This window comes from Picosynechococcus sp. PCC 7003 (assembly GCF_001693255.1).
Lineage (GTDB): Bacteria > Cyanobacteriota > Cyanobacteriia > Cyanobacteriales > MRBY01 > MRBY01.
Genome location: NZ_CP016474.1, coordinates 68,736 through 86,758, shown reverse-complemented (window position 1 = coordinate 86,758; position 18,023 = coordinate 68,736). Strand labels below are relative to the sequence as shown.

At 49.8% G+C, this 18,023-nt stretch carries 22 protein-coding genes; 13 read left to right on the top strand and 9 right to left on the bottom strand.

All coding sequences use genetic code 11. The annotated features are described in order from the left end of the window. Positions 1-5: 5 nt before the first annotated feature. Both AWQ21_RS00420 and AWQ21_RS00415 read right to left on the bottom strand, forming a co-directional pair. Positions 6-671 carry an SDR family oxidoreductase gene (locus AWQ21_RS00420; protein WP_065712841.1) on the bottom strand — a complete coding sequence of 222 codons (666 nt, stop codon included), beginning with the start codon at positions 669-671 and terminating at the stop codon, positions 6-8. Between the two features lie 75 nt (positions 672-746). Further along, positions 747-1,520 carry a biotin--[acetyl-CoA-carboxylase] ligase gene (locus tag AWQ21_RS00415; protein WP_083997935.1) on the bottom strand — a complete coding sequence of 258 codons (774 nt, stop codon included), beginning with the start codon at positions 1,518-1,520 and terminating at the stop codon, positions 747-749. Positions 1,521-1,635: 115 nt separating this feature from the next. Here AWQ21_RS00415 and AWQ21_RS00410 point away from each other — a divergent pair, with 115 nt between their 5' ends. The 6 genes from AWQ21_RS00410 to AWQ21_RS00385 all read left to right on the top strand — a co-directional run bounded on the left by AWQ21_RS00410 (position 1,636) and on the right by AWQ21_RS00385 (position 5,671). Next, the gene (locus tag AWQ21_RS00410) at positions 1,636-2,925 is read left to right on the top strand and encodes a pitrilysin family protein (protein WP_065712840.1); all 1,290 of its coding nucleotides are present in this window, start codon (positions 1,636-1,638) and stop codon (positions 2,923-2,925) included. Positions 2,926-2,963: 38 nt separating this feature from the next. Beyond that, positions 2,964-3,644: a peptidoglycan-binding protein gene (locus AWQ21_RS00405; RefSeq protein WP_232315011.1), complete on the top strand. Its 681-nt coding sequence runs from the start codon at positions 2,964-2,966 to the stop codon at positions 3,642-3,644. Positions 3,645-3,719: 75 nt separating this feature from the next. Next, the gene (locus AWQ21_RS00400) at positions 3,720-3,914 is read left to right on the top strand and encodes a heavy-metal-associated domain-containing protein (RefSeq protein ID WP_065712838.1); all 195 of its coding nucleotides are present in this window, start codon (positions 3,720-3,722) and stop codon (positions 3,912-3,914) included. A 13-nt stretch (positions 3,915-3,927) separates the two neighbouring features. Next, on the top strand, positions 3,928-4,719 hold the full coding sequence (locus AWQ21_RS00395) for an ion transporter (RefSeq protein WP_065712837.1): 792 nt from the start codon (positions 3,928-3,930) through the stop codon (positions 4,717-4,719). 112 nt (positions 4,720-4,831) lie between these two features. Further along, complete coding sequence (locus tag AWQ21_RS00390) at positions 4,832-5,179, top strand: hypothetical protein (protein WP_065712836.1); 348 nt, start codon at positions 4,832-4,834, stop codon at positions 5,177-5,179. Between the two features lie 102 nt (positions 5,180-5,281). Beyond that, on the top strand, positions 5,282-5,671 hold the full coding sequence (locus AWQ21_RS00385) for a hypothetical protein (protein WP_065712835.1): 390 nt from the start codon (positions 5,282-5,284) through the stop codon (positions 5,669-5,671). Positions 5,672-5,789: 118 nt separating this feature from the next. Here AWQ21_RS00385 and AWQ21_RS00380 read toward each other — a convergent pair whose 3' ends face one another. The 4 genes from AWQ21_RS00380 to rbfA all read right to left on the bottom strand — a co-directional run bounded on the left by AWQ21_RS00380 (position 5,790) and on the right by rbfA (position 8,535). Next, positions 5,790-6,032: a DUF4327 family protein gene (locus tag AWQ21_RS00380; RefSeq protein ID WP_065712834.1), complete on the bottom strand. Its 243-nt coding sequence runs from the start codon at positions 6,030-6,032 to the stop codon at positions 5,790-5,792. Between the two features lie 67 nt (positions 6,033-6,099). Further along, positions 6,100-6,348, bottom strand: coding sequence for a DUF4327 family protein (locus tag AWQ21_RS00375; protein WP_030006768.1), 249 nt, complete (start codon positions 6,346-6,348; stop codon positions 6,100-6,102). A 187-nt stretch (positions 6,349-6,535) separates the two neighbouring features. Further along, the gene (locus tag AWQ21_RS00370) at positions 6,536-8,128 is read right to left on the bottom strand and encodes a glycoside hydrolase family 3 N-terminal domain-containing protein (RefSeq protein WP_065712833.1); all 1,593 of its coding nucleotides are present in this window, start codon (positions 8,126-8,128) and stop codon (positions 6,536-6,538) included. A gap of 11 nt (positions 8,129-8,139) precedes the next feature. Further along, positions 8,140-8,535, bottom strand: coding sequence for a 30S ribosome-binding factor RbfA (gene rbfA, locus AWQ21_RS00365; protein ID WP_065712832.1), 396 nt, complete (start codon positions 8,533-8,535; stop codon positions 8,140-8,142). Positions 8,536-8,913: 378 nt separating this feature from the next. Here rbfA and eno point away from each other — a divergent pair, with 378 nt between their 5' ends. The 6 genes from eno to lpxB all read left to right on the top strand — a co-directional run bounded on the left by eno (position 8,914) and on the right by lpxB (position 14,180). Beyond that, positions 8,914-10,206 (top strand): phosphopyruvate hydratase, encoded by a 1,293-nt coding sequence (gene eno / locus AWQ21_RS00360; RefSeq protein WP_065712831.1) that lies wholly within the window; start codon positions 8,914-8,916, stop codon positions 10,204-10,206. Positions 10,207-10,400: 194 nt separating this feature from the next. After that, a complete protein-coding gene (ylqF, locus tag AWQ21_RS00355) occupies positions 10,401-11,237 on the top strand; it encodes a ribosome biogenesis GTPase YlqF (RefSeq protein WP_065712830.1) in 837 nt (278 codons plus the stop codon). 56 nt (positions 11,238-11,293) lie between these two features. Beyond that, positions 11,294-11,551: a TIGR03643 family protein gene (locus AWQ21_RS00350; protein WP_065712829.1), complete on the top strand. Its 258-nt coding sequence runs from the start codon at positions 11,294-11,296 to the stop codon at positions 11,549-11,551. Between the two features lie 134 nt (positions 11,552-11,685). Next, the gene (gene fabZ, locus AWQ21_RS00345) at positions 11,686-12,153 is read left to right on the top strand and encodes a 3-hydroxyacyl-ACP dehydratase FabZ (RefSeq protein ID WP_012305711.1); all 468 of its coding nucleotides are present in this window, start codon (positions 11,686-11,688) and stop codon (positions 12,151-12,153) included. Between the two features lie 44 nt (positions 12,154-12,197). Further along, complete coding sequence (gene lpxA, locus AWQ21_RS00340) at positions 12,198-13,001, top strand: acyl-ACP--UDP-N-acetylglucosamine O-acyltransferase (RefSeq protein ID WP_315862247.1); 804 nt, start codon at positions 12,198-12,200, stop codon at positions 12,999-13,001. Positions 13,002-13,007: 6 nt separating this feature from the next. Next, entirely contained in the window at positions 13,008-14,180 is a 1,173-nt protein-coding gene (lpxB, locus tag AWQ21_RS00335; protein ID WP_065712827.1) for a lipid-A-disaccharide synthase, read from the top strand. Between the two features lie 2 nt (positions 14,181-14,182). On the opposite strand, the gene AWQ21_RS00330 is transcribed toward lpxB, so the two are convergent. After that, entirely contained in the window at positions 14,183-14,362 is a 180-nt protein-coding gene (locus tag AWQ21_RS00330; protein WP_065712826.1) for a PCP reductase family protein, read from the bottom strand. 64 nt (positions 14,363-14,426) lie between these two features. Beyond that, positions 14,427-15,857, bottom strand: a complete 1,431-nt coding sequence (locus AWQ21_RS00325) for a YdiU family protein (protein WP_083997934.1) — start codon at positions 15,855-15,857, stop codon at positions 14,427-14,429. A gap of 275 nt (positions 15,858-16,132) precedes the next feature. On the opposite strand from AWQ21_RS00325, the gene AWQ21_RS00320 reads away from it, so the two are divergent. Further along, complete coding sequence (locus tag AWQ21_RS00320) at positions 16,133-16,387, top strand: chlororespiratory reduction protein 7 (RefSeq protein WP_065712825.1); 255 nt, start codon at positions 16,133-16,135, stop codon at positions 16,385-16,387. A gap of 69 nt (positions 16,388-16,456) precedes the next feature. Here AWQ21_RS00320 and AWQ21_RS00315 read toward each other — a convergent pair whose 3' ends face one another. Next, entirely contained in the window at positions 16,457-17,968 is a 1,512-nt protein-coding gene (locus AWQ21_RS00315; protein WP_065712824.1) for a bifunctional UDP-sugar hydrolase/5'-nucleotidase, read from the bottom strand. Positions 17,969-18,023 lie beyond the last annotated feature (55 nt).

Here is an 18,023-nt window from a genome sequence, read left to right as displayed (position 1 = left end):
AATATTTACCAGGGCAAAATTTCTCCATTGGCGTGCCAAAAGGTGCCTGTATTATCGAGATTCAGTTCCTCAACACGGGCTAGTAACCCTTTCACTGCCACGGCGGGACTAATGCCATCTTCCCGAAAATTAATCATGCGGGTTTTCACAAGGCCGGGGTGCAAAATGCCCACTGCGATGCCCTGGGGTTTGAGATCGATCGCCAAGGATTTCCCGGCCATGGAAAGGGCCACCTTTGACATCCGATAGCCATAGGAACCGCCAGAGGTGTTGTCCTCAATGGAACCCATACGGCTGGTCATCAGAATCACTTTTGAACCAGATTTGAAATTTGGCAAAAGGGCTTGGGTGAAACGCAGCGGGCCAAGGGCATTGACTTCAAATTGACGCCGAATACTCTCAAAATCTAAATTATCTAAATTGACTCGTTCTATAATGCCGGCATTGTTAATTAAAACGTCGATGGTTTCTGCCTGGAGATCTTGGGCAAGCTGTTTGACTACATCGGGATTCGTCAGATCCACGTCTGCTTTTACTGTTACGCCCAGTTGCAACAGTTCCTCGGAGGGTGTGCGACAAGCCGCAATAACGCGATCGCCTTGGGCTTTAAGTTGGCGGCAGTATTCCAGAACAATGCCCCGATTTGCTCCGGTAATCAGATAGGTTTTCATCTTGCTCTTTATGCTTATTTCAAGGCCATGATTCGCAGTGTGGCAAGCTTCAATAAGAAAGTCAAATTTAGAGCATTATTCATAGCCAAGGGAAATCTGGCCAGGGGGAATTTTAACAATGCTACTGGCCCCTGGAGCAGTGAGTTTAACCAGGAGTTCACCTTTTTTATTCACGCCAGTAATTATTCCTTGATGACCTTCATAGGTAATGGTTTCACCTAAATTTTTGAGGTGCTTGAAATAATCCGGCAATATATTTTCAATGGAACTGTGAGCTAATTTTTGCGTCCCCTGCAAAATTCCGGCAATGACTAAAGCAGCAAGGCGATCGCCTTCGATTTTTAGCGTCCCTTGCCAGAACTGTTCGAGGTTAATCCCTGTTGGCGGAACGGGATTTTGGTAGTTAAGACCAACGCCAACCACTGCGGCGCTAATTTTGCCCTGGGAGACTTTTGTTTCGGTTTTAATCCCCCCCAGTTTCTTGCCTTGCAAAAGAAGATCATTGGGCCATTTAATTTGTACGGGAATCCCTTGCTCTTGTAACCTCTCGACAATGCCCCAAACGCTAGCCAGGGTTAGGCTATAGGCAAATTGAGGGTCTAATTCTACGGGCACCAAGACCGACAGATATAATCCCCCCGGCGCTGAAATCCAGGTGCGTCCCCATTGGCCCCGTCCTGCGGTCTGGGCTAAGGCGATCGCCACCCTCGGCATCGTGCATTGCCCTTGATACCGTTGCCACAGGAGTGCATTGGTAGAGTCAAGCTCCGGGAAAATTTCGATGGGTATCGTCGTTTCACAAGCAAGAAGAGCAGTTAAAGCCCCTTGAATCGCATCAGGATCGAACACAGTCGGTAAATATTTCTATCGCTTTTCTCAAATAGCGTACCTTGCACCGCCCCTCACCCCAGGAATTTGCTAAAGTGAAACGCCAGTGTTCTTTTTCGGAAAGTCTCCTCTGCCCATGGTTGCTAGCCCTGTGTCTCCCCAAACGACCCACCGCACCGTCCTCAAAAATGGGATTACCCTGATTGTGACGGAAAATCCTGTGGCGGATTTGGTGGCAGCGCGTTTATTTTTCCCCCAGGCGGGCGGACGGTGGGAATCCCTCGACCAAGCGGGTTTATTTCATCTTCTAGCAGCGGTGATCACAAAAGGCACCGACCGTTATAGTGCCGTCGAAATCGCGGAACAAATAGAATCCATCGGGGCGAGCCTCGGCGCGAGTGCGTCCAACGATTATGTGGCCCTCAGTCTCAAAACCGTCACAAAGGATTTCTACACTATTTTTAAGCTGGCAGCAGAAATTCTCCGAGAACCGACTTTTCCCCCCGAAGAGGTGGAGCTAGAGCGGAAAATTACCCTACAAAATATCCGTTCCCAAATGGAGCAGCCCTTTAATGTGGCCTATGACCTCCTCCGGAGCCAGATGTACCCCCAGCATCCCTACGGCCAATCCATTTTAGGGACAGCGGCAACGGTGGCGCGGTTTACGGCTGCAGATTTACGCCAGGCCCACCAAACCCATTTCCGTCCCGATAATTTAGTAATTAGTCTCTCCGGTCGGCTGACCCTAGAACAGGCAGAGGCAATTGTGGAACAGACCCTAGGGGATTGGCAAAACCCGACAACGCCGCTACCCACCCTAGAGATCGCGCCATTGCAACCCCAGGGAGGCGTTTGGACGAAGGAAAAAGATAGTCAACAGGCGATTATTATCTTGGGCTATCTGACGGGAACAGTGGCCGATGATGATTTTTTTGTCTTGAAACTCCTCAGCACTTATTTGGGTAATGGGCTATCTAGTCGGCTGTTTGTGGAATTGCGAGAAAAGCAAGGGCTCGCCTATGATGTGTCGGCGTTTTTTCCCACGCGCTTGAGTCAATCTCAATTTATTACCTACATCGGTACGGCCCCTCAAAATACGGCGATCGCCCTCAACGGATTGCACCAAGAAATTCAACGGCTAGTGGCAGCCCCCCTCACGGAAGCGGATTTGCAAATTGCCAAAAACAAGCTCCTTGGTCAGTATGCCCTGGGAAAACAGACCAACGCCGAATTGGCACAAATTTTTGGTTGGTATGAGAGCATTGGCCTTGGCATCGACTTTGATCAAGCCTTTCAGCACCACATCGAAAAGATCACAACGGCGGAAACCCACCAGGCAGCCCAACGTCATTTTCAACATCCCTATGTGTCGGTGGTGGGCTCCCAAGCGGCCCTTTCCCTGATCGAAGATCTTCAGCTATCGTAAAAGGCGATCGCCCCCTAAACATCATGAAGAAAATCGTCATGTCTGCGCGTCAAACCATTTTTAATTTAGGTCTATCGACGGCCCTGATTTTAGCCAGTAGCCTCGGCCTCAATCCACTGGCAAGCGCCCAAGCTCCCCGACCAGAATTGCGCATCGGCAGCACAGGAACTGTAGTTCAAGAGTTGCAAACCACCCTCCGACTGCTGGGCTACTACAGCGGCGAAACCACCGGTACCTACGACGAAGCGACCGTGATCGCAGTTTACCAATTTCAAAAGGCTGCCCAAATTCCCCAGACTGGCGTTATGGATAGCACCACTTGGGAAACCTTATTTCCGATTTCTGCGGCAAACTTTCCCGTTGCTGAGGGCCAAACCCCGACCCCCGCGACCAGTAGCCCAACAACAGCAGCCCAGAACGAAACAGCTACAACCCCAGCCCAGGAAACGACAGATTCCAACGAAACTCCCAGTACCAGCGCAAATCAAACCGCCGCCAGCACAGATCCAGATACACTGCCTCTTTTAAAGGAAGGCATGGAAGGGGATTCGGTAAAACTCTTGCAAACTCGCCTGCAGGCATTGGGCTATTACACAGGCAATATTGATGGTATTTTTGGCCCCAATACTCGCACTGCCGTCATTGCTGCCCAAACTGCCTTGAAGTTAGATGGAGATGGGATTGTTGGTGCTCAAACATGGCGTAAATTACTAAACTAAATTTATTACTAATCTCAAACTAAAAGTCTTACAATCGGCTAAATCCCCACTGCCAACCATTATTTTTTAGTATTTATGGAATTTACAATTACTGTGCCGACTATTGCCTGTGAAGTCTGCGGTCAAACCATTACAAAAGCCATCCAAAATCAAGATCAAAATGCCCAAGTTGCTGTCGATATTCCTAGTAAAGTAGTTTCAATTCAGACGACACTTTCTGAAACTGCCTTAAAAAATATCATCACTGAAGCAGGCCATACTCCCGCCTAGGACAGCACCGCCGATGGAAAGCCAATTACCTTGGCGATTAAGATTAGGCCGTTACCTCGATGATTTTGACAGTGGCACAGGTCGCCTGCTCAATTTGGTTTTGTGTGGGTTAATTTTTATTTCGTCGGGGATTTTTGTGGCGCAGACCTATCCTTTACCAACGGTTTGGGCCCAATGGTTGGATTATTTAGATACGGGCATTTTGATTTTATTTGCGGTGGAATACTGCTGTCGCTGTGTGGGGGCTGCAGAACCGCGAAAATTTATTTTTAGCTTCTTTTCCTATCTCGATCTGTTGGCGATCGCCCCGTTATTTTTCGGCTTCCTCGACATTCGTTTTGTGCGGCTGTTCCGCTGGTTTCGGTTGCTGCGCTTGATCAGATTTTTTCGATTAGAAATTTCTATTTTTAAAATCAAGGCCGAAGACAGCATTATTCTCAGCCGAATCCTCCTGACCTTATTTACCATAATCTTTGTTTATTCTGGGCTAATTTATCAAGTTGAACATGACATCAACCCCGGCGTTTTTGGCAACTTTTTAGATGCTTTATATTTTGCCGTGGTGACCATGACCACAGTAGGTTTCGGTGATAAAACCCCTATTTCAGATGTTGGTAAAGTCGTGACTTTAAGCATGATCCTCACAGGAATTGCCGTGATTCCTTGGCAATTGGGGGATTTAGTGCGGCAGTTTCTCAAAAGTGCAAACCAACAGGAAATCGACTGCACAAAATGTGGTTTAGCCTTCCACGATCAAGATGCTCAATTTTGTAAACGATGTGGCACAGCCCTGCGGCAAAATTAATTAAATTAGCATTCGGCGACATTGCTCAATAAAAGATCACAAAAAATTGGCGATCGCCCCAGGAATTCCTATGATAAAAACATCGTTATTTTTTCGAGTTTAAACTAACAGAATGTCAATGCCCCTCACCCTCAATTTATTACAAGGTTCTGTGACCTTTCGGTTTACCAGCACTGCCGCCCAAACCCTCAAGGCAGAAATCGCTCAACTTATGGACAGTATGAAGGCGATCGCCGGCAATACTAACCTAAAAGGCCGCCCCCAACCCCAAGAATCAATGAACTATCAATACACCGGGGACATTTTCTTAGAGATTTTTTGCAATCCGAATATTTACCCTAGCCCCTTCGCCGCAAAGGTATTGATCACCCTCCGGGACGACCGGATTCGGCTCACCAGCGAAGCAGAATTACCCCGCTTAATCGAAGATTTAGAGAATTATCTAGCCCAAGCCGATTAGTGTGAAAGATAACAGCGATTTTTGTGGCGGTGCGCTAGGCTAAACGTAAATGATGCAATTTTCTAGTCCCATCTCAATCCCTCAAGCGAGAAAACTGTTGCCATGAGTACATCCACAAACTTCTTTGAACTGTTTCAAAAGGGCTTCCATGTCACCGTTGGGGCCGCTGCCACTTTCGTCGAAACGATCCAAGATCCAAACAAGCGCGAAGTGACAATTTCTGAATTTCGTACAGAGCTCCAAAATCGCGCGGAACAATGGTCAGAAAAAGGTGAAATGACCGAACAAGAAGCCCGCAAATTCCTCGAAAAAATCTTCCAGCAAGACAAAGCCGCCAGGGAACCCGGTACCCAAGAAATCGTGACCACGGCGACGGAAGTGAAAGATAGTGATCTGCAAAACGAACTCAAGAACTTAACGGATCAAATTGTCACCCTCAAAAGCGAACTTGCGGCTCTCCGTCAGGATAAACAAGAAAACGAACCAAACTAGGCATCAAGTTCGGATCTGTCAGTAAATTTGATATGAGTTCAACCATTTGGGGCAGTTAAAAAAACTTCTGCCCTATTTTTTTGTGCCTATTGCTTGGAGTAATAACGAAAGAGATCAACTAATCGTTATCCCATCGCTCTGCCCCCAGCAAATCACCGATGCAGTCCCGGAGGAGAAAGCCGCAGCGTTCTAGCTCGACTTCGATGCAGTGCCACTCGCGGGGGGGAATATATTCACAAAGGCTATAGATCGGCTGTTGACGACTGACACGATTTTGTTCGACTAATTGTTTTACTTCATCGCGAATTTGTCCCAATGAAAAAAAGAAAGGCGATCGCAATGCAAAGACTGATTGAGTCATGGAAAGTCATCCAGGAGAATGGTCGGCGTTGGGCAGTGCACCCAGGTACCGACAACAGTGAATTGATTTAGTCATCAGACCAGCATTGGGCTGGATTTAGATCGGCAATTTGATCCCGGAGGAGAAAGCCATTGCGTTCGAGTTCGCATTCTACACAAACCCATTCCCGGGCCGGAATGAACTGACAGAGGACATAAATAGGTTGACTGCAGTCTACTGTTCCTGATTCGACCAACTGACGGGCTTCGTCCTTAAGCATTTCAATAGAAAAATGTTTTGGGGTAGGAGACGCCGGAGGCATTGTCGTGGTGGTCATAGGATTTACCTCTTGGGTGGCTGATGTTTGTTCCATGCCTATTCTATTGGATTATGCAAGGCATTGCTATACAGAAAACGCTGTATATTTCAATACTTATCAATAACGTTTTTAGCGAAACTTTAAGTAATGTAATCAAAGATCATTAAGGTTGGATTATCCGTTGTCCAACGTCGGGGGGGAATTTTTAGATAAACTCGGCAGCGGTGTGATCCGGTTGGGGTACTGATTCCCAGAGGGATGTACAGATTTGTGCTTGGGCGATCGCCATTTGACCATAGCTAAACCACCAGGGAATTTCTGGCAAAGCCGCTTGTAAAGCTTCGAGGAAGTAGGGACTGCCGTAAAAGATAACGCCCTGTAACGGTATTTGCGCGGCAATTTCTTTAAGAGAGTCAATTGGATCCGCGAGTTTTGCGGTAAAGGGATTCCCCCGAAGAAAACACTGTACAAGGGTAGGGATCGCTTCTAACTGCAGGCGAGGGAGGGTTTTTAATTCGATAATTTCTGCCGTATAACCGTGACGTTGGGGAATGGCGATCACCGGACAATTGGGACGCAAAAAAGGGCTTTTTAAAACTGAATCCACCACAATTAAATTGCGCGCAAAATTGTCAGGAAAACTTGATATTTTTATGGAGGCTTTTTTATTTTTAGCGGCCTTTTGCAGCATCATCGCAACGGTTTTTTGCGTTTCTGGGTGATCCCCGTTGATCCCCTGGGGAAAGATTAATGGTTTCGCCGTGAGAATTTTCTGCTTCGCTTGCCAAATGCGGGCCACAGATGCGTAGATGCGACTTTCTGGGAGTTGGCCTGTTTTAACTGCCGTTTCGATGGCCGTAATCGCTCCGTCCACATCGGGGGGCATCAAGAGAATATCGGCCCCAGCGGCGATCGCCTGGACAGCAACAGTATTGGGGTCTGCAAACTGGGTCATTCCCCCCATGACCAACGCATCGGTGACAATTAACCCCCCAAACCCCAGATTTTGCCGCAGTTGAGTTGTCAGAATTGCCGGAGAAAGGGTCGCTGGATAGTGCTGATCCCAGGCGGGGATCATCAGGTGAGCACTCATCACGGCATCGACTCCCGTTTGAATGGCAGCTTCAAAAGGAGGGAGTTCGACGGTATTTAAGCGCGTTTCGTTGTGGGAAATGGTGGGGAGAGCGAGGTGAGAATCGGTCGCCGTGTCCCCATGGCCAGGGAAATGTTTCGCTGTGGTTAAAACAGCGTATTGTTGCGCCCCACGGATAAAAGCGGTACCCAAGGCACTAACTTGATCCGGCGTTTCTCCGAAGGCGCGGATGTTGATCACCGGGTTATGGGGATTGTTATTTACATCCAGCACGGGAGCCAAGACCCAATTGATCCCGATACTGAGGGCTTCCTGGGCCGTAATCGCGCCCATGGTTTCTGCCAGGGCGATCGCCTGGTGGGGATCTGTACGCCAAATCTCACCAAGGGCCATGGGGGGCGGAAATTCTGTGGCACCGCTAAACCGTTGACCGACCCCTTCTTCGATATCTGCGGCAATCAGAAGGGGCATTTTAGCCCAATGTTGCAATTGCTTGGTTTTTTGGGCCACTTCGGCAGCACTGCCCCCCAGGAGAATTACGCCGCCGATACCGGCTTCGATCCACCGCTTCAGGGTTGCCTCGTCGGCTTCCCATTGGGGGTAGGGTCGTTCGTGGTCGAATAAATAGCCGGCCCCCCGCACGACGATCATCTGGGCGATCGCCTGGCGCAGAGACAAAGATTCAATCGGGGGGAGAGGAGCCATCACCAAGGGCGTTACACCATTTCCTCGGATTCTTGGGCTTCTAATTCCTCTGGATCCTTAATTTCTAATTGGTTAATGAGATGGATCATCCGGTCTCCTTCTTCGAGGGAGCGGTCTTCAATGAATGAAACCTCTGGCGATCGCCGCAGGCGAATCCGTTGACCTAGGGTACGACGCACAAACCCTTGGCTAGCCTTCAGCCCTTCCATCGTTTCGGCTCTGGCTTCTGCTGAACCATAGATGCTCACAAAAATCTTCGCGTGCTGCAGATCCCCAGACACTTCCACTTCAGTAATGCTCACCATGCCCGCCCCAACCCGGTCATCTTTAATATCTTGCATGAGCATCAAACTCACTTCCCGCTTAATGAGCGAAGAAACCTTCGATACCCGTCGACTATTTGCCATGACTCTATTCGCCTCCTAAAATCCTGTACCGCGTTCTAGGCACCCGTAACCCCAACCACTTCTTCTCATTTCCTTGAGTCTTTTATTAATTCATAAAGCTGCAAAAAAATGTGGCGATCGCGGCGGCGGCTTGCTGTGACTCGAAGTCGGTTTGGCGGTGTGACAACGCCCTCAGTGTATCTTGAAAAAACCCAACCCTTCAACTCCCCGGTCATCCTCCCGTTGGCGATCGCCGCAAACCTAAAGAAAATATCAAGATATATCCCTGAACCTTGACAACGGGCCATTGTCCCCAAAATCCCCGCTAAAAAAAGCAACAAATCCTCCAGAACAGGGTATGTTTATACCTGAATATCAATGGTCAGTGAGTAATCCCAAATGCTGGACAAATCCGAAGCAATCATCGAAGCAATAGATGCTAGAGAAATTTTAGATTCCAGAGGTCGCCCCACCGTCGAGGCAGAAGTTCTTTTAGAGAGCGGTGCAGTGGGTCTCGCCCAAGTGCCCAGTGGAGCCTCTACCGGTAGTTTCGAAGCCCATGAACTGCGGGACGAAGACAAAGCCCGTTATGGCGGCAAAGGGGTACTCAAGGCCGTCCGTAATGCCAAAGAAAAAATCGCCCCAACCCTGATTGGCCAAGATGCCCTCGACCAAACGACGGTCGACTACGCCATGATTGCCCGGGATGGCTCCGAGAACAAGAAAAACCTTGGTGCAAATGCGATTCTGGCAGTTTCCTTAGCCACCGCAAAAGCCGCCGCCGCTGAATTAGCCCTGCCCCTCTACCGTTACCTCGGTGGCCCCTTAGCGAATGTACTCCCTGTGCCTTTGATGAACGTGATCAATGGGGGAGCCCACGCCGCTAATAACGTTGATTTCCAAGAATTTATGATCGTGCCGGTGGGGGCAAGTTCCTTTAAAGAAGCCCTGCGTTGGGGGGCGGAAGTCTTCACTGCCCTGAGCAAAGTCCTCGACAGTAAGGGTTTGTTAACCGGTGTCGGTGATGAAGGGGGATTTGCCCCCAACCTCGGCTCCAACGAAGAAGCCCTCGAAATTCTCGTGGATTCTATTAAAGCGGCGGGTTATGAACCGGGTAAGCAGGTCGCCCTCGCCCTCGACATTGCCGCCAGTGAATTTTACGCTGATGGTCAGTACACCTACGATGGTGCGGCCCACAGTCCGGCAGAATTTATCGATTACCTGACGGCGATGGTCGAGAAGTACCCAATTGTTTCCATTGAGGATGGTCTTCACGAAGACGATTGGGATAACTGGGCTGCTTTAACCACAAAAATTGGCCATAAGGTACAACTCGTTGGTGACGACTTGTTTGTGACGAATAAAGTGCGTCTCCAACAGGGTATCGAGAAGCAGGCCGGGAATGCAGTGTTGATTAAGCTCAACCAAATTGGCACCCTCACCGAAACCCTCGAGACGATCGATTTGGCGACCCGCAATGGCTATCAGTCTGTGATCAGTCACCGCTCTGGGGAAACAGAAGATACCACCATCGCCGATCTGGCTGTGGCAACCCGTGCTGGCCAAATCAAAACCGGTTCCCTCTGCCGCAGTGAACGGGTAGCGAAATACAATCGTTTACTCCGCATTGAGGATGAACTTGGCGATCGCGCGGTCTATGCCCCCAAAGTTGGTCTCGGCCCCCAATTTTAAGAGTTCTCGTCTAACAGACATTCAACTTTAACTTTTTCATACTCCCATCCAGATCACAGTGTTCTATCGCTGTGGTCTTTTTTGTGGTGAGTCGTCAAAAGGCGATCGCCAAAAGCGCTGCTAATTTGCCCCTAAGCAATTTTCGACCGAACCCAAGGCAGTATGATAAAAAACACCGTTTTGACTTCCTTCCCATGCCCCAACCGATCCAATGGTATCCCGGCCACATTGCCAAGGCCGAACGCCAACTCAAAGAACAACTCAACCGCGTTGATGTGGTGTTAGAAGTCCTTGATGCTCGCATCCCCTTCGCGTCCCATCACCCCCAGGTCGATGAATGGATCGGCGAAAAGCCCAGGGTCGTGGTGGTTAATCGGCGGGATATGATTCCGAGCGAGATTCTCAGTCAATGGCGTGATTGGTATCAAGCCCAGAAGATTCAGCCTGTCTTTACCGATGCAAAAAAAGGAACCGGGGTTAAAGGCGTGATTAAAGCCGCCCAATTAGCCGGAAAAGCGATGAATGACCGTCGTATTTCCCGGGGGATGCGGCCCCGTCCCGTGCGGGCAGTGGTCATGGGTTTGCCTAACGTTGGGAAATCAGCCCTGATCAACCGTTTAGTCGGCAAAAAAGTCGTCGAAAGTGCCCGCAAAGCGGGAGTGACAAAACAATTGCGCTGGGTGAGAATCTCTGACCAAATTGAAATGCTCGATGCTCCGGGGGTGATTCCCTGGAAGCTCGATGATCAACACAATGCAGTAAAACTAGCCATTTGCGAGGATATTGGTGCGGCCTCCTATGACAACCAACTGGTCGCCGCAGCAATGGTGGATTTACTCGTAGAACTGAATTTAGAGCAGCATCTCATCGAGCGCTATGACCTCGACCCCCTCGATATGTCCGGCGAAGATTATGTCATTGCCCTAGGAGAACACCGCTTCCAAGGCGATAAAGAACGCAGTGCAGTGACTCTACTACACGAATTTCGCAAGGGTATTTTGGGACAAATCCCCCTCGAATTACCGACTTAAAGATTTGCGCTACAGTACAGCGTGAAACTGATTTTTAGATAGAACGTTAAACAACGATGAATTTTGAGGCGCTAGATGAGGCCACCATTGACCGGGTGATCGAAATGGCCTGGGAAGACCGCACCACCTTTGAGGCCATTGAGTTGCAATTTGGGCTCCAGGAAAAGGAAGTGATTCAAATTATGCGGCGCTATATGAAACGCTCTAGCTTTAAGATGTGGCGCAAGCGAGTGACAGGGCGGAGCACAAAACATCTCCAAAAGCGTGATTTTGTATCAGGGCGGTTCCGTTCTGCGAACCAAAAGGGTTCCTAATCGAGCTACGAACAGACTTGATTTTAACCAAAATGGGGCACGGGTATAGATCCCCCATGGAGAAGCGCTGCAGAGTTAACATTTTGTAGTAATCTAAACTAGCCGCACAGACTGTTATTGATTGATCACCGTCTATGACCACAGAACATCCTGGAACTTTGGCCCAGCCGATCCCCGTCGAAGAAATTCAAAAATTACTGCCCCACCGCTATCCTTTTTCGCTGGTAGACCGCATCCTCGAATACATACCTGGTGAAAAGGCTGTGGGCCTAAAAAATATCACCTTTAATGAACCCCATTTCCAAGGTCATATCCCGAATCACCCAATTATGCCGGGGGTGCTGATGGTAGAAGCGATGGCCCAGGTCGGTGGGTTTATTTTGACCCAAATGCCGGGCATGGAAGATAGCTTTTTTGCGTTTGCTGGGATTGATAAAGTCCGGTTCCGGCGACCGGTAGTCCCTGGAGACCAACTGATTATGACGGTGGAAGTGATCACGGTAAAGGCGAAGCGTATCGCGAAAATGAAGGGCTGTGGCACCGTGGATGGTCAAGTGGCGGTGGAAGGGGAGATGCTCTTTTCCCGTCTAAATTTTGAATAATTGGCCCTAAGGCCCGCTAAAACTACTATGGAGCAAACTGGAGAATTCTTTTGAGTACTCTGATTCATCCGACGGCGGTGGTTCACCCCAACGCTCAAATTCATCCAACGGTTCAGATTGGCCCCTATGCAGTGATTGGTGAGTATGTCACGGTCGGGGAAGGTACGGTTATTGGTGCCCATGCAATTTTGGATGGTTATACACGCATTGGTCAGGGGAATCGGATTTACCCAGGGGCGGCTATCGGCTTAGAACCGCAGGATCTTAAGTATCAAGGGGCGGCCAGTTTAGTTGAAATTGGCGATCGCAATACGATCCGCGAATATGTGACGGTGAATCGGGCGACGGCGGCAGGAGAAAAAACGATCATTGGGAACGACAATCTTTTGATGGCCTATGTCCATGTGGCCCACAATTGCGTTCTGGAAAATAACATCATCATTGCGAATAATGTGGCGATCGCCGGCCATGTGGAAATCGAATCCCGGGCGGTGATTGGTGGGATGTTGGGGATTCACCAGTTTGTCCATATTGGGAAGATGGCGATGCTAGGCGGCATGAGTCGCATTGACCGGGATGTGCCGCCGTTTATGCTGGTCGAAGGCAACCCATCGAAGGTGCGCTCTTTAAATTTAGTCGGTCTGAAGCGCAGTGGTTTAACCCCGGCTGAAATGGGGTTACTCAAACAGGCATTTCGCTTACTTTACCGTTCTGATTTAAAAACATCTGAGGCGATCGCCCAACTCTCACACATTGGCGACCACGAACATTTACGTCATCTACAACAATTTCTCGAAAAAGCCCTTGACCCCAGCCGTCGCGGTTTAATTCCGGGGAAACGGAGTTAGGCGATAATGCATATTTTCATCAGTACGGGGGAAGTGTCCGGCGATCTCCAGGGGAGCCTCCTGGTAGAAGCGCTTTTTCGTCAGGCCGAAGCCCTCAACATTGACCTGAAAATTACAGCCTTGGGAGGCGATCGCATGGCCGCAGCGGGAGCCACTCTCCTGGGGAACACCACAAAAATTGGCTCCATTGGTCTGATCGAATCCCTGCCCTACATCATTCCCACCCTCCGTATTCAACGACAGGCAAAACGCTACCTCAAGGAAAAGCCGCCGGATCTGGTGGTACTGATCGATTACATTGGCCCGAATATTGGCATCGGTAATTTTGTCCGTCGTCAGTTGCCCCAGGTGCCGATCATTTACTACATTGCCCCCCAGGCTTGGGTTTGGTCATTTAATGACAACAATACCAAGGCGATCGCCCGCATTACCGACCGCATCCTCGCGATTTTCCCCGAAGAAGCCCGTTACTTTGCCGAATATGGCATTGATGTGAAATTTGTGGGCCATCCCCTCGTGGCGAAAATGGCCACCTACCCCCGGCGTGCTGCTGCCCGGGAACAATTAGGCTTACACCCAGAGCATTCCCTGATCACACTATTGCCAGCGTCTCGTCGTCAGGAATTAAAGTACCTTTTGCCTGTGATGATAGAAGCCGCCCAAATTCTCCAGCGTCAGGTGCCGGAGGTAAAGTTTTTAATTCCCGTCGCCCTGCCCCACTACCGCAACATCCTAGAAACGGCGGTCAATGAGGCGGGTTTAAATGCGATTCTCATCGATGATTCGGCCCAAACCCCCTTGGCGATCGCCGCTGCGGATCTGGCGATCACAAAATCAGGCACCGTAAACCTCGAAATTGCCCTGTTGGACGTACCCCAGGTGGTGCTTTATAGAGTGCATCCCATTACCGCTTGGATTGCGAAACATCTGCTGAAATTTTCGATCCCTTTCATGTGTCCGGTGAATTTGACCCTGATGCGCCGGATCGTCCCTGAATTGTTGCAAACAGAAGCGACCGCCCCCCGCATTGTCCAGGAATCTTTAGCTTTACTCCAGGATGGCGATCGCCAAGCCCAACTCCAGCAAGATTATCAAGAAATGCGGCAAGTTATGGGCGACGGCAAAGCCTGTGATGTGGCGGCTGTTGATATTCTTACCTTTCCCAGTCACCGACGATAAAGTTAAGCTTCCCCTGATTTTTTCGGGTCGTTAAATTTAGCTTTGGCCTGGATATAAATGTCCTTATCGATGATTGTTGCCCCCATTTCTTCGGCGAGTTTTTCAATTTTCCCCTTGGCAAAGGGACGCACAAAAAAGGGAATTTGCTTAAAAAGGGTTTTGGCTTCGTCTGTCCATTCCATCGGGCTTCATCCTTAAAAAATCAAAAATATGACCATGTCACTGGTTCGACGTTGTACTTTAGCACTATTGGCGTTGCTGAATTGCGGCGAGCAGATCATAAAAAGGTTGCCAGTTGTTTTCTGTGGTGATCGGTTCCCAAATAGATTCGATCACCGGACGTAAGAGCGCCGTTTTCGGGTTGGTCTGCTGGAGGCGATCGCCAATCTGATCCAACTCAGGTTCAGGAATTTCCTGTAAGGCTTGCTGGTAAAGTCCTTGCCACTTTTCAAACAGCGGCCCCGATAAATCGCTATTTTCGAGGATGGTTTCAGCGTGCGATCGCCAAGCATGGTTAAACTGAATTCCCAACTGATAGAAAAATTCGTGGTAGCCCGTTTGGGTTTCTTCTAGGAGTGCCAAAGTTGCAGCGAGGAGATCTGCCCCTAGATCTTCGGGGAAATCTCGCAGCCCCAATTTTTCGAGCATTAACTGGCGATAGCTTTGCTCATATTCAATGTCGTAGTTCACAAGGCCCGTCGCCAAATCTCGCTTATCCATCACCATCCCTAAAGGCATTTGCAACATTTCTAAATTCAGACGGCAGATCATCGGCTGGTTGCCATAGCTATACCGACCACTGTAGTCGAAGTAAGCCGCCGTAAACTTGCGGTCGTAGCTGGGAATAAACGCATAGGGGCCATAATCAAAGCTTTCCCCTGTAATCGCCATATTATCCGTATTTAAAACCCCATGACAAAAACCCGCCGCCATCCACTGGGCCGCCAATCGCGCCACCCGTTTCACCAGATCAGCATAAAACAGGGCGTAGGAATTTTCGTCCCCGGCATAGTCGCTGTAGTAATGGGTCACCACATGGTCGAGGAGTTGCTGTAAGAGATCCCGCCGTTGCAGGTAATAAAGCCGTTCAAAGGTGCCAAACCGAATATGCGATCGCTGGAACCGCACCATCACCGAAGACCGCGTTGGAGAAGGTTCATCACCCCGCCAGAGGGATTCCCCCGTTTCGATCAAGCTCAAACAACGGGATGTATTCACTCCCAGTTGATGCAACGCTTCCGCCGCTAAAACTTCCCGAACGCCACCCTTGAGCGTTAGACGCCCATCCCCATTGCGGGAATAGGGGGTTTGGCCAGAGCCTTTGGTGCCGAGGTCATAGAGTAAGCCATCCTGGGCGCGCACCTGTCCATAAAGAAAACCGCGCCCGTCGCCCAGTTGGGGATTGTATTGGCCAAATTGATAGCCGTGGTAACACATAGCCCGCAGGGGATGGGGCGCTTGGAACTGACCAAAGGCTTCGATGAAATCTTGATCGTCTACTTGTTTGGGTTCGAGGCCGAATTTTTCTAAAACAGCGTCATTACGGAACCGTAGCTCGTATTGAGAAAAGTCCGCCGCCGTCACTGCATCAGAAAAGCGATCGCCTAGGCTTGCAAACACCTGTTCATAGGGCAGACAAACGAAGGGATTTTGGGTGAACTCACTGATGGGGGGCATGGGCGTACAAGTGAACTAACCCGCCGCAAGCGGCGGGGCTTCCTACCCAAAGAACAGCTTTCTATTCCGAGGAATAGCGAGTCTTATATTCTGGCGATAGGCGGACTCCCCGGTTCCCGAGGACAAAAATCACGGTCACAAAAAATACTTTGTATGTGTCTAGCTTGGTTTTCGCTATCCGTTGCCGTGTCAACGATATGATTATAGAGCATTACGCCCCAAGGGGCGGGGATTTCAACCCTTTGCCGTTAAACCAAAAAGCATTAAGACGTATTATGGCAGATCCGATTATGTACCAAGTGGATGGTTATGTGGTGTTGCGCCACGACCACCCAGAACAATTGATGGAGCCCGACGAGATCCGCACCTTTTTTGAAACGCTTCTCAGTACCCAGCCGGATCTACTGCCCCCAGAGTTAACGAACCTTCCTTCCCAGGAGGCGCAAATAGATCAACTCCTCGCAGATTATTGTGAACTGGAAATTGAGGACGGTTTTTTGCAGTGGTATGCGGTGCGCTTTAAAAAATAGGGCATCCCCCACATCCCTCTAAATCTCCCTTCGTAAGGGAGACTTGAAGAACTGGGTTAGGGGAGGGTTCTAATCGGCCCATTCCTGTTGGAGTTGTTGAATAAAGGCAAAACGCACATCTTCTCCCGTTTCGATCAAAGTCACGTCGGGATGGTCAGGCGTGAAGAAATCGAGGCCCGTTTCTCGCCCAGAGATGAGAAATTCCGTTGCCGCGACCCGATAAATCCGTTGGGAATCTAAAGGGCGATCGCCAATTTGCCAGGTTTGACTTTCTGGGACAAAGGTCACCCCTGCCGTTTGCAAATATCCCCCTGTGCCGCGATTGGCTAAACCTTGATTGAGAATTCGTTCTAGGGTAGCTCCTTTAATCTCTACGGTGGCCAAATTTCCCCCAAAGGGCAAAATCCGAATCACATCATATTGGGACAACGGGCCGGGGGGCAGCACGTCATCGACACGGATCGAGCCGCCATTGAAAAAGGCTAATTCGGCACTGGGCGTCACCGTCAACATCGACTGGGCAATGATCTCCGTTAAGGCCGTGGCTTGATTACGCACGGAACTTTCTAAACCATCTAGGGCAATTGGGCTTTCGGTAATAATCTGCTCTGGTTCAAAGCCATTGGCCCGAAACCCATCAAAGGCCAGTTCCTGCCAGTAATTCACGACCTGTTCCGTTTCCGGATCCGAGGCGATCGCCGCTGTGATCGGTTGCAAGTGCGATTGAACCGTAAGCTGATCTGTTTCCGTGTCATAGCTGAGATTGTGGAGATAAACCGTGCGGGCATTGGCATCAGCCTTAAAAATCGGCGTAAAATCCGCACCGCGCCACTGCTGAATATTCTCATGGTCATGGCCCCCCAGGATTAGGTCAATTTCCGGGATATTTTCGGCGAGGTAATGGTCATCCTGCATCGCCAGGTGGGTGACCGCCACAATAATATCTGTCTGCGCATCTAGTTCGGCGACGAGGGTTTCCATCTGTTCTAGCGGGTCGAGATAGGTGACATAATCAACGGGATTGCTGGGAATCACCACCCCCACAAAACCAACTCGCACCGGGGTGCCTGCCTCACCATAAATGGTTTCAATCACATAGGGAGGCACATTCTCCCAGGGTTCCCCTGCCGTAGTGAGGACATTACCCGAAAACCATTGGAACTCTGATTCTGCTAATCGTTGTCTGAACTGGGATTCACTGATGTCAAATTCATGGTTGCCGAAGGTGGCGAGATCGAGGCCCACCTGGTTCATCACCGCCACGATTTGTTTGCCTGCCAGGCGATCGCCATCAACCACTGCAGTGCCCAGGGCCGACGGACTAAAGAGATCCCCAGCTAAAACGGTGAAGGTGTGGGGATTTTCTGTGAGCAGTTCCTTGCGTAGGGTCGCCAGCCGCGCCAGGCCTCCCGTTGCTCCACCACCCAGGGGCGTAATTTCATAGACATCATTGAGGTGCAGCAGTTGCAATTCTACAGTTTCGGCCCAGAGGGATAGGGGGGCGATCGCCAAGCCAACCACTGCCCCAGACACAACAAGCGCCGTAGACCGAACAACCTTCCCAAAGCAATCAAAAAACATGGGTCATTACCAAAATCCATCAATCATCCCTTCATGATGGTTTAGGTCAGCGCCA

Bases quoted from the DNA above. Each gene is read 5' to 3' on its own strand.
- AWQ21_RS00420 (WP_065712841.1), bottom strand. From the start codon at position 671: ATGAAAACCTATCTGATTACCGGAGCAAATCGGGGCATTGTTCTGGAA.
- AWQ21_RS00410 (WP_065712840.1), top strand. From the start codon at position 1,636: ATGGTTGCTAGCCCTGTGTCTCCCCAAACGACCCACCGCACCGTCCTC.
- AWQ21_RS00405 (WP_232315011.1), top strand. From the start codon at position 2,964: ATGTCTGCGCGTCAAACCATTTTTAATTTAGGTCTATCGACGGCCCTG.
- AWQ21_RS00400 (WP_065712838.1), top strand. From the start codon at position 3,720: ATGGAATTTACAATTACTGTGCCGACTATTGCCTGTGAAGTCTGCGGT.
- AWQ21_RS00395 (WP_065712837.1), top strand. From the start codon at position 3,928: ATGGAAAGCCAATTACCTTGGCGATTAAGATTAGGCCGTTACCTCGAT.
- AWQ21_RS00390 (WP_065712836.1), top strand. From the start codon at position 4,832: ATGTCAATGCCCCTCACCCTCAATTTATTACAAGGTTCTGTGACCTTT.
- AWQ21_RS00385 (WP_065712835.1), top strand. From the start codon at position 5,282: ATGAGTACATCCACAAACTTCTTTGAACTGTTTCAAAAGGGCTTCCAT.
- AWQ21_RS00380 (WP_065712834.1), bottom strand. From the start codon at position 6,032: ATGACTCAATCAGTCTTTGCATTGCGATCGCCTTTCTTTTTTTCATTG.
- AWQ21_RS00375 (WP_030006768.1), bottom strand. From the start codon at position 6,348: ATGACCACCACGACAATGCCTCCGGCGTCTCCTACCCCAAAACATTTT.
- AWQ21_RS00370 (WP_065712833.1), bottom strand. From the start codon at position 8,128: ATGGCTCCTCTCCCCCCGATTGAATCTTTGTCTCTGCGCCAGGCGATC.
- rbfA (WP_065712832.1), bottom strand. From the start codon at position 8,535: ATGGCAAATAGTCGACGGGTATCGAAGGTTTCTTCGCTCATTAAGCGG.
- eno (WP_065712831.1), top strand. From the start codon at position 8,914: ATGCTGGACAAATCCGAAGCAATCATCGAAGCAATAGATGCTAGAGAA.
- ylqF (WP_065712830.1), top strand. From the start codon at position 10,401: ATGCCCCAACCGATCCAATGGTATCCCGGCCACATTGCCAAGGCCGAA.
- AWQ21_RS00350 (WP_065712829.1), top strand. From the start codon at position 11,294: ATGAATTTTGAGGCGCTAGATGAGGCCACCATTGACCGGGTGATCGAA.
- fabZ (WP_012305711.1), top strand. From the start codon at position 11,686: ATGACCACAGAACATCCTGGAACTTTGGCCCAGCCGATCCCCGTCGAA.
- lpxB (WP_065712827.1), top strand. From the start codon at position 13,008: ATGCATATTTTCATCAGTACGGGGGAAGTGTCCGGCGATCTCCAGGGG.
- AWQ21_RS00330 (WP_065712826.1), bottom strand. From the start codon at position 14,362: ATGGAATGGACAGACGAAGCCAAAACCCTTTTTAAGCAAATTCCCTTT.
- AWQ21_RS00325 (WP_083997934.1), bottom strand. From the start codon at position 15,857: ATGCCCCCCATCAGTGAGTTCACCCAAAATCCCTTCGTTTGTCTGCCC.
- AWQ21_RS00320 (WP_065712825.1), top strand. From the start codon at position 16,133: ATGGCAGATCCGATTATGTACCAAGTGGATGGTTATGTGGTGTTGCGC.
- AWQ21_RS00315 (WP_065712824.1), bottom strand. From the start codon at position 17,968: ATGTTTTTTGATTGCTTTGGGAAGGTTGTTCGGTCTACGGCGCTTGTT.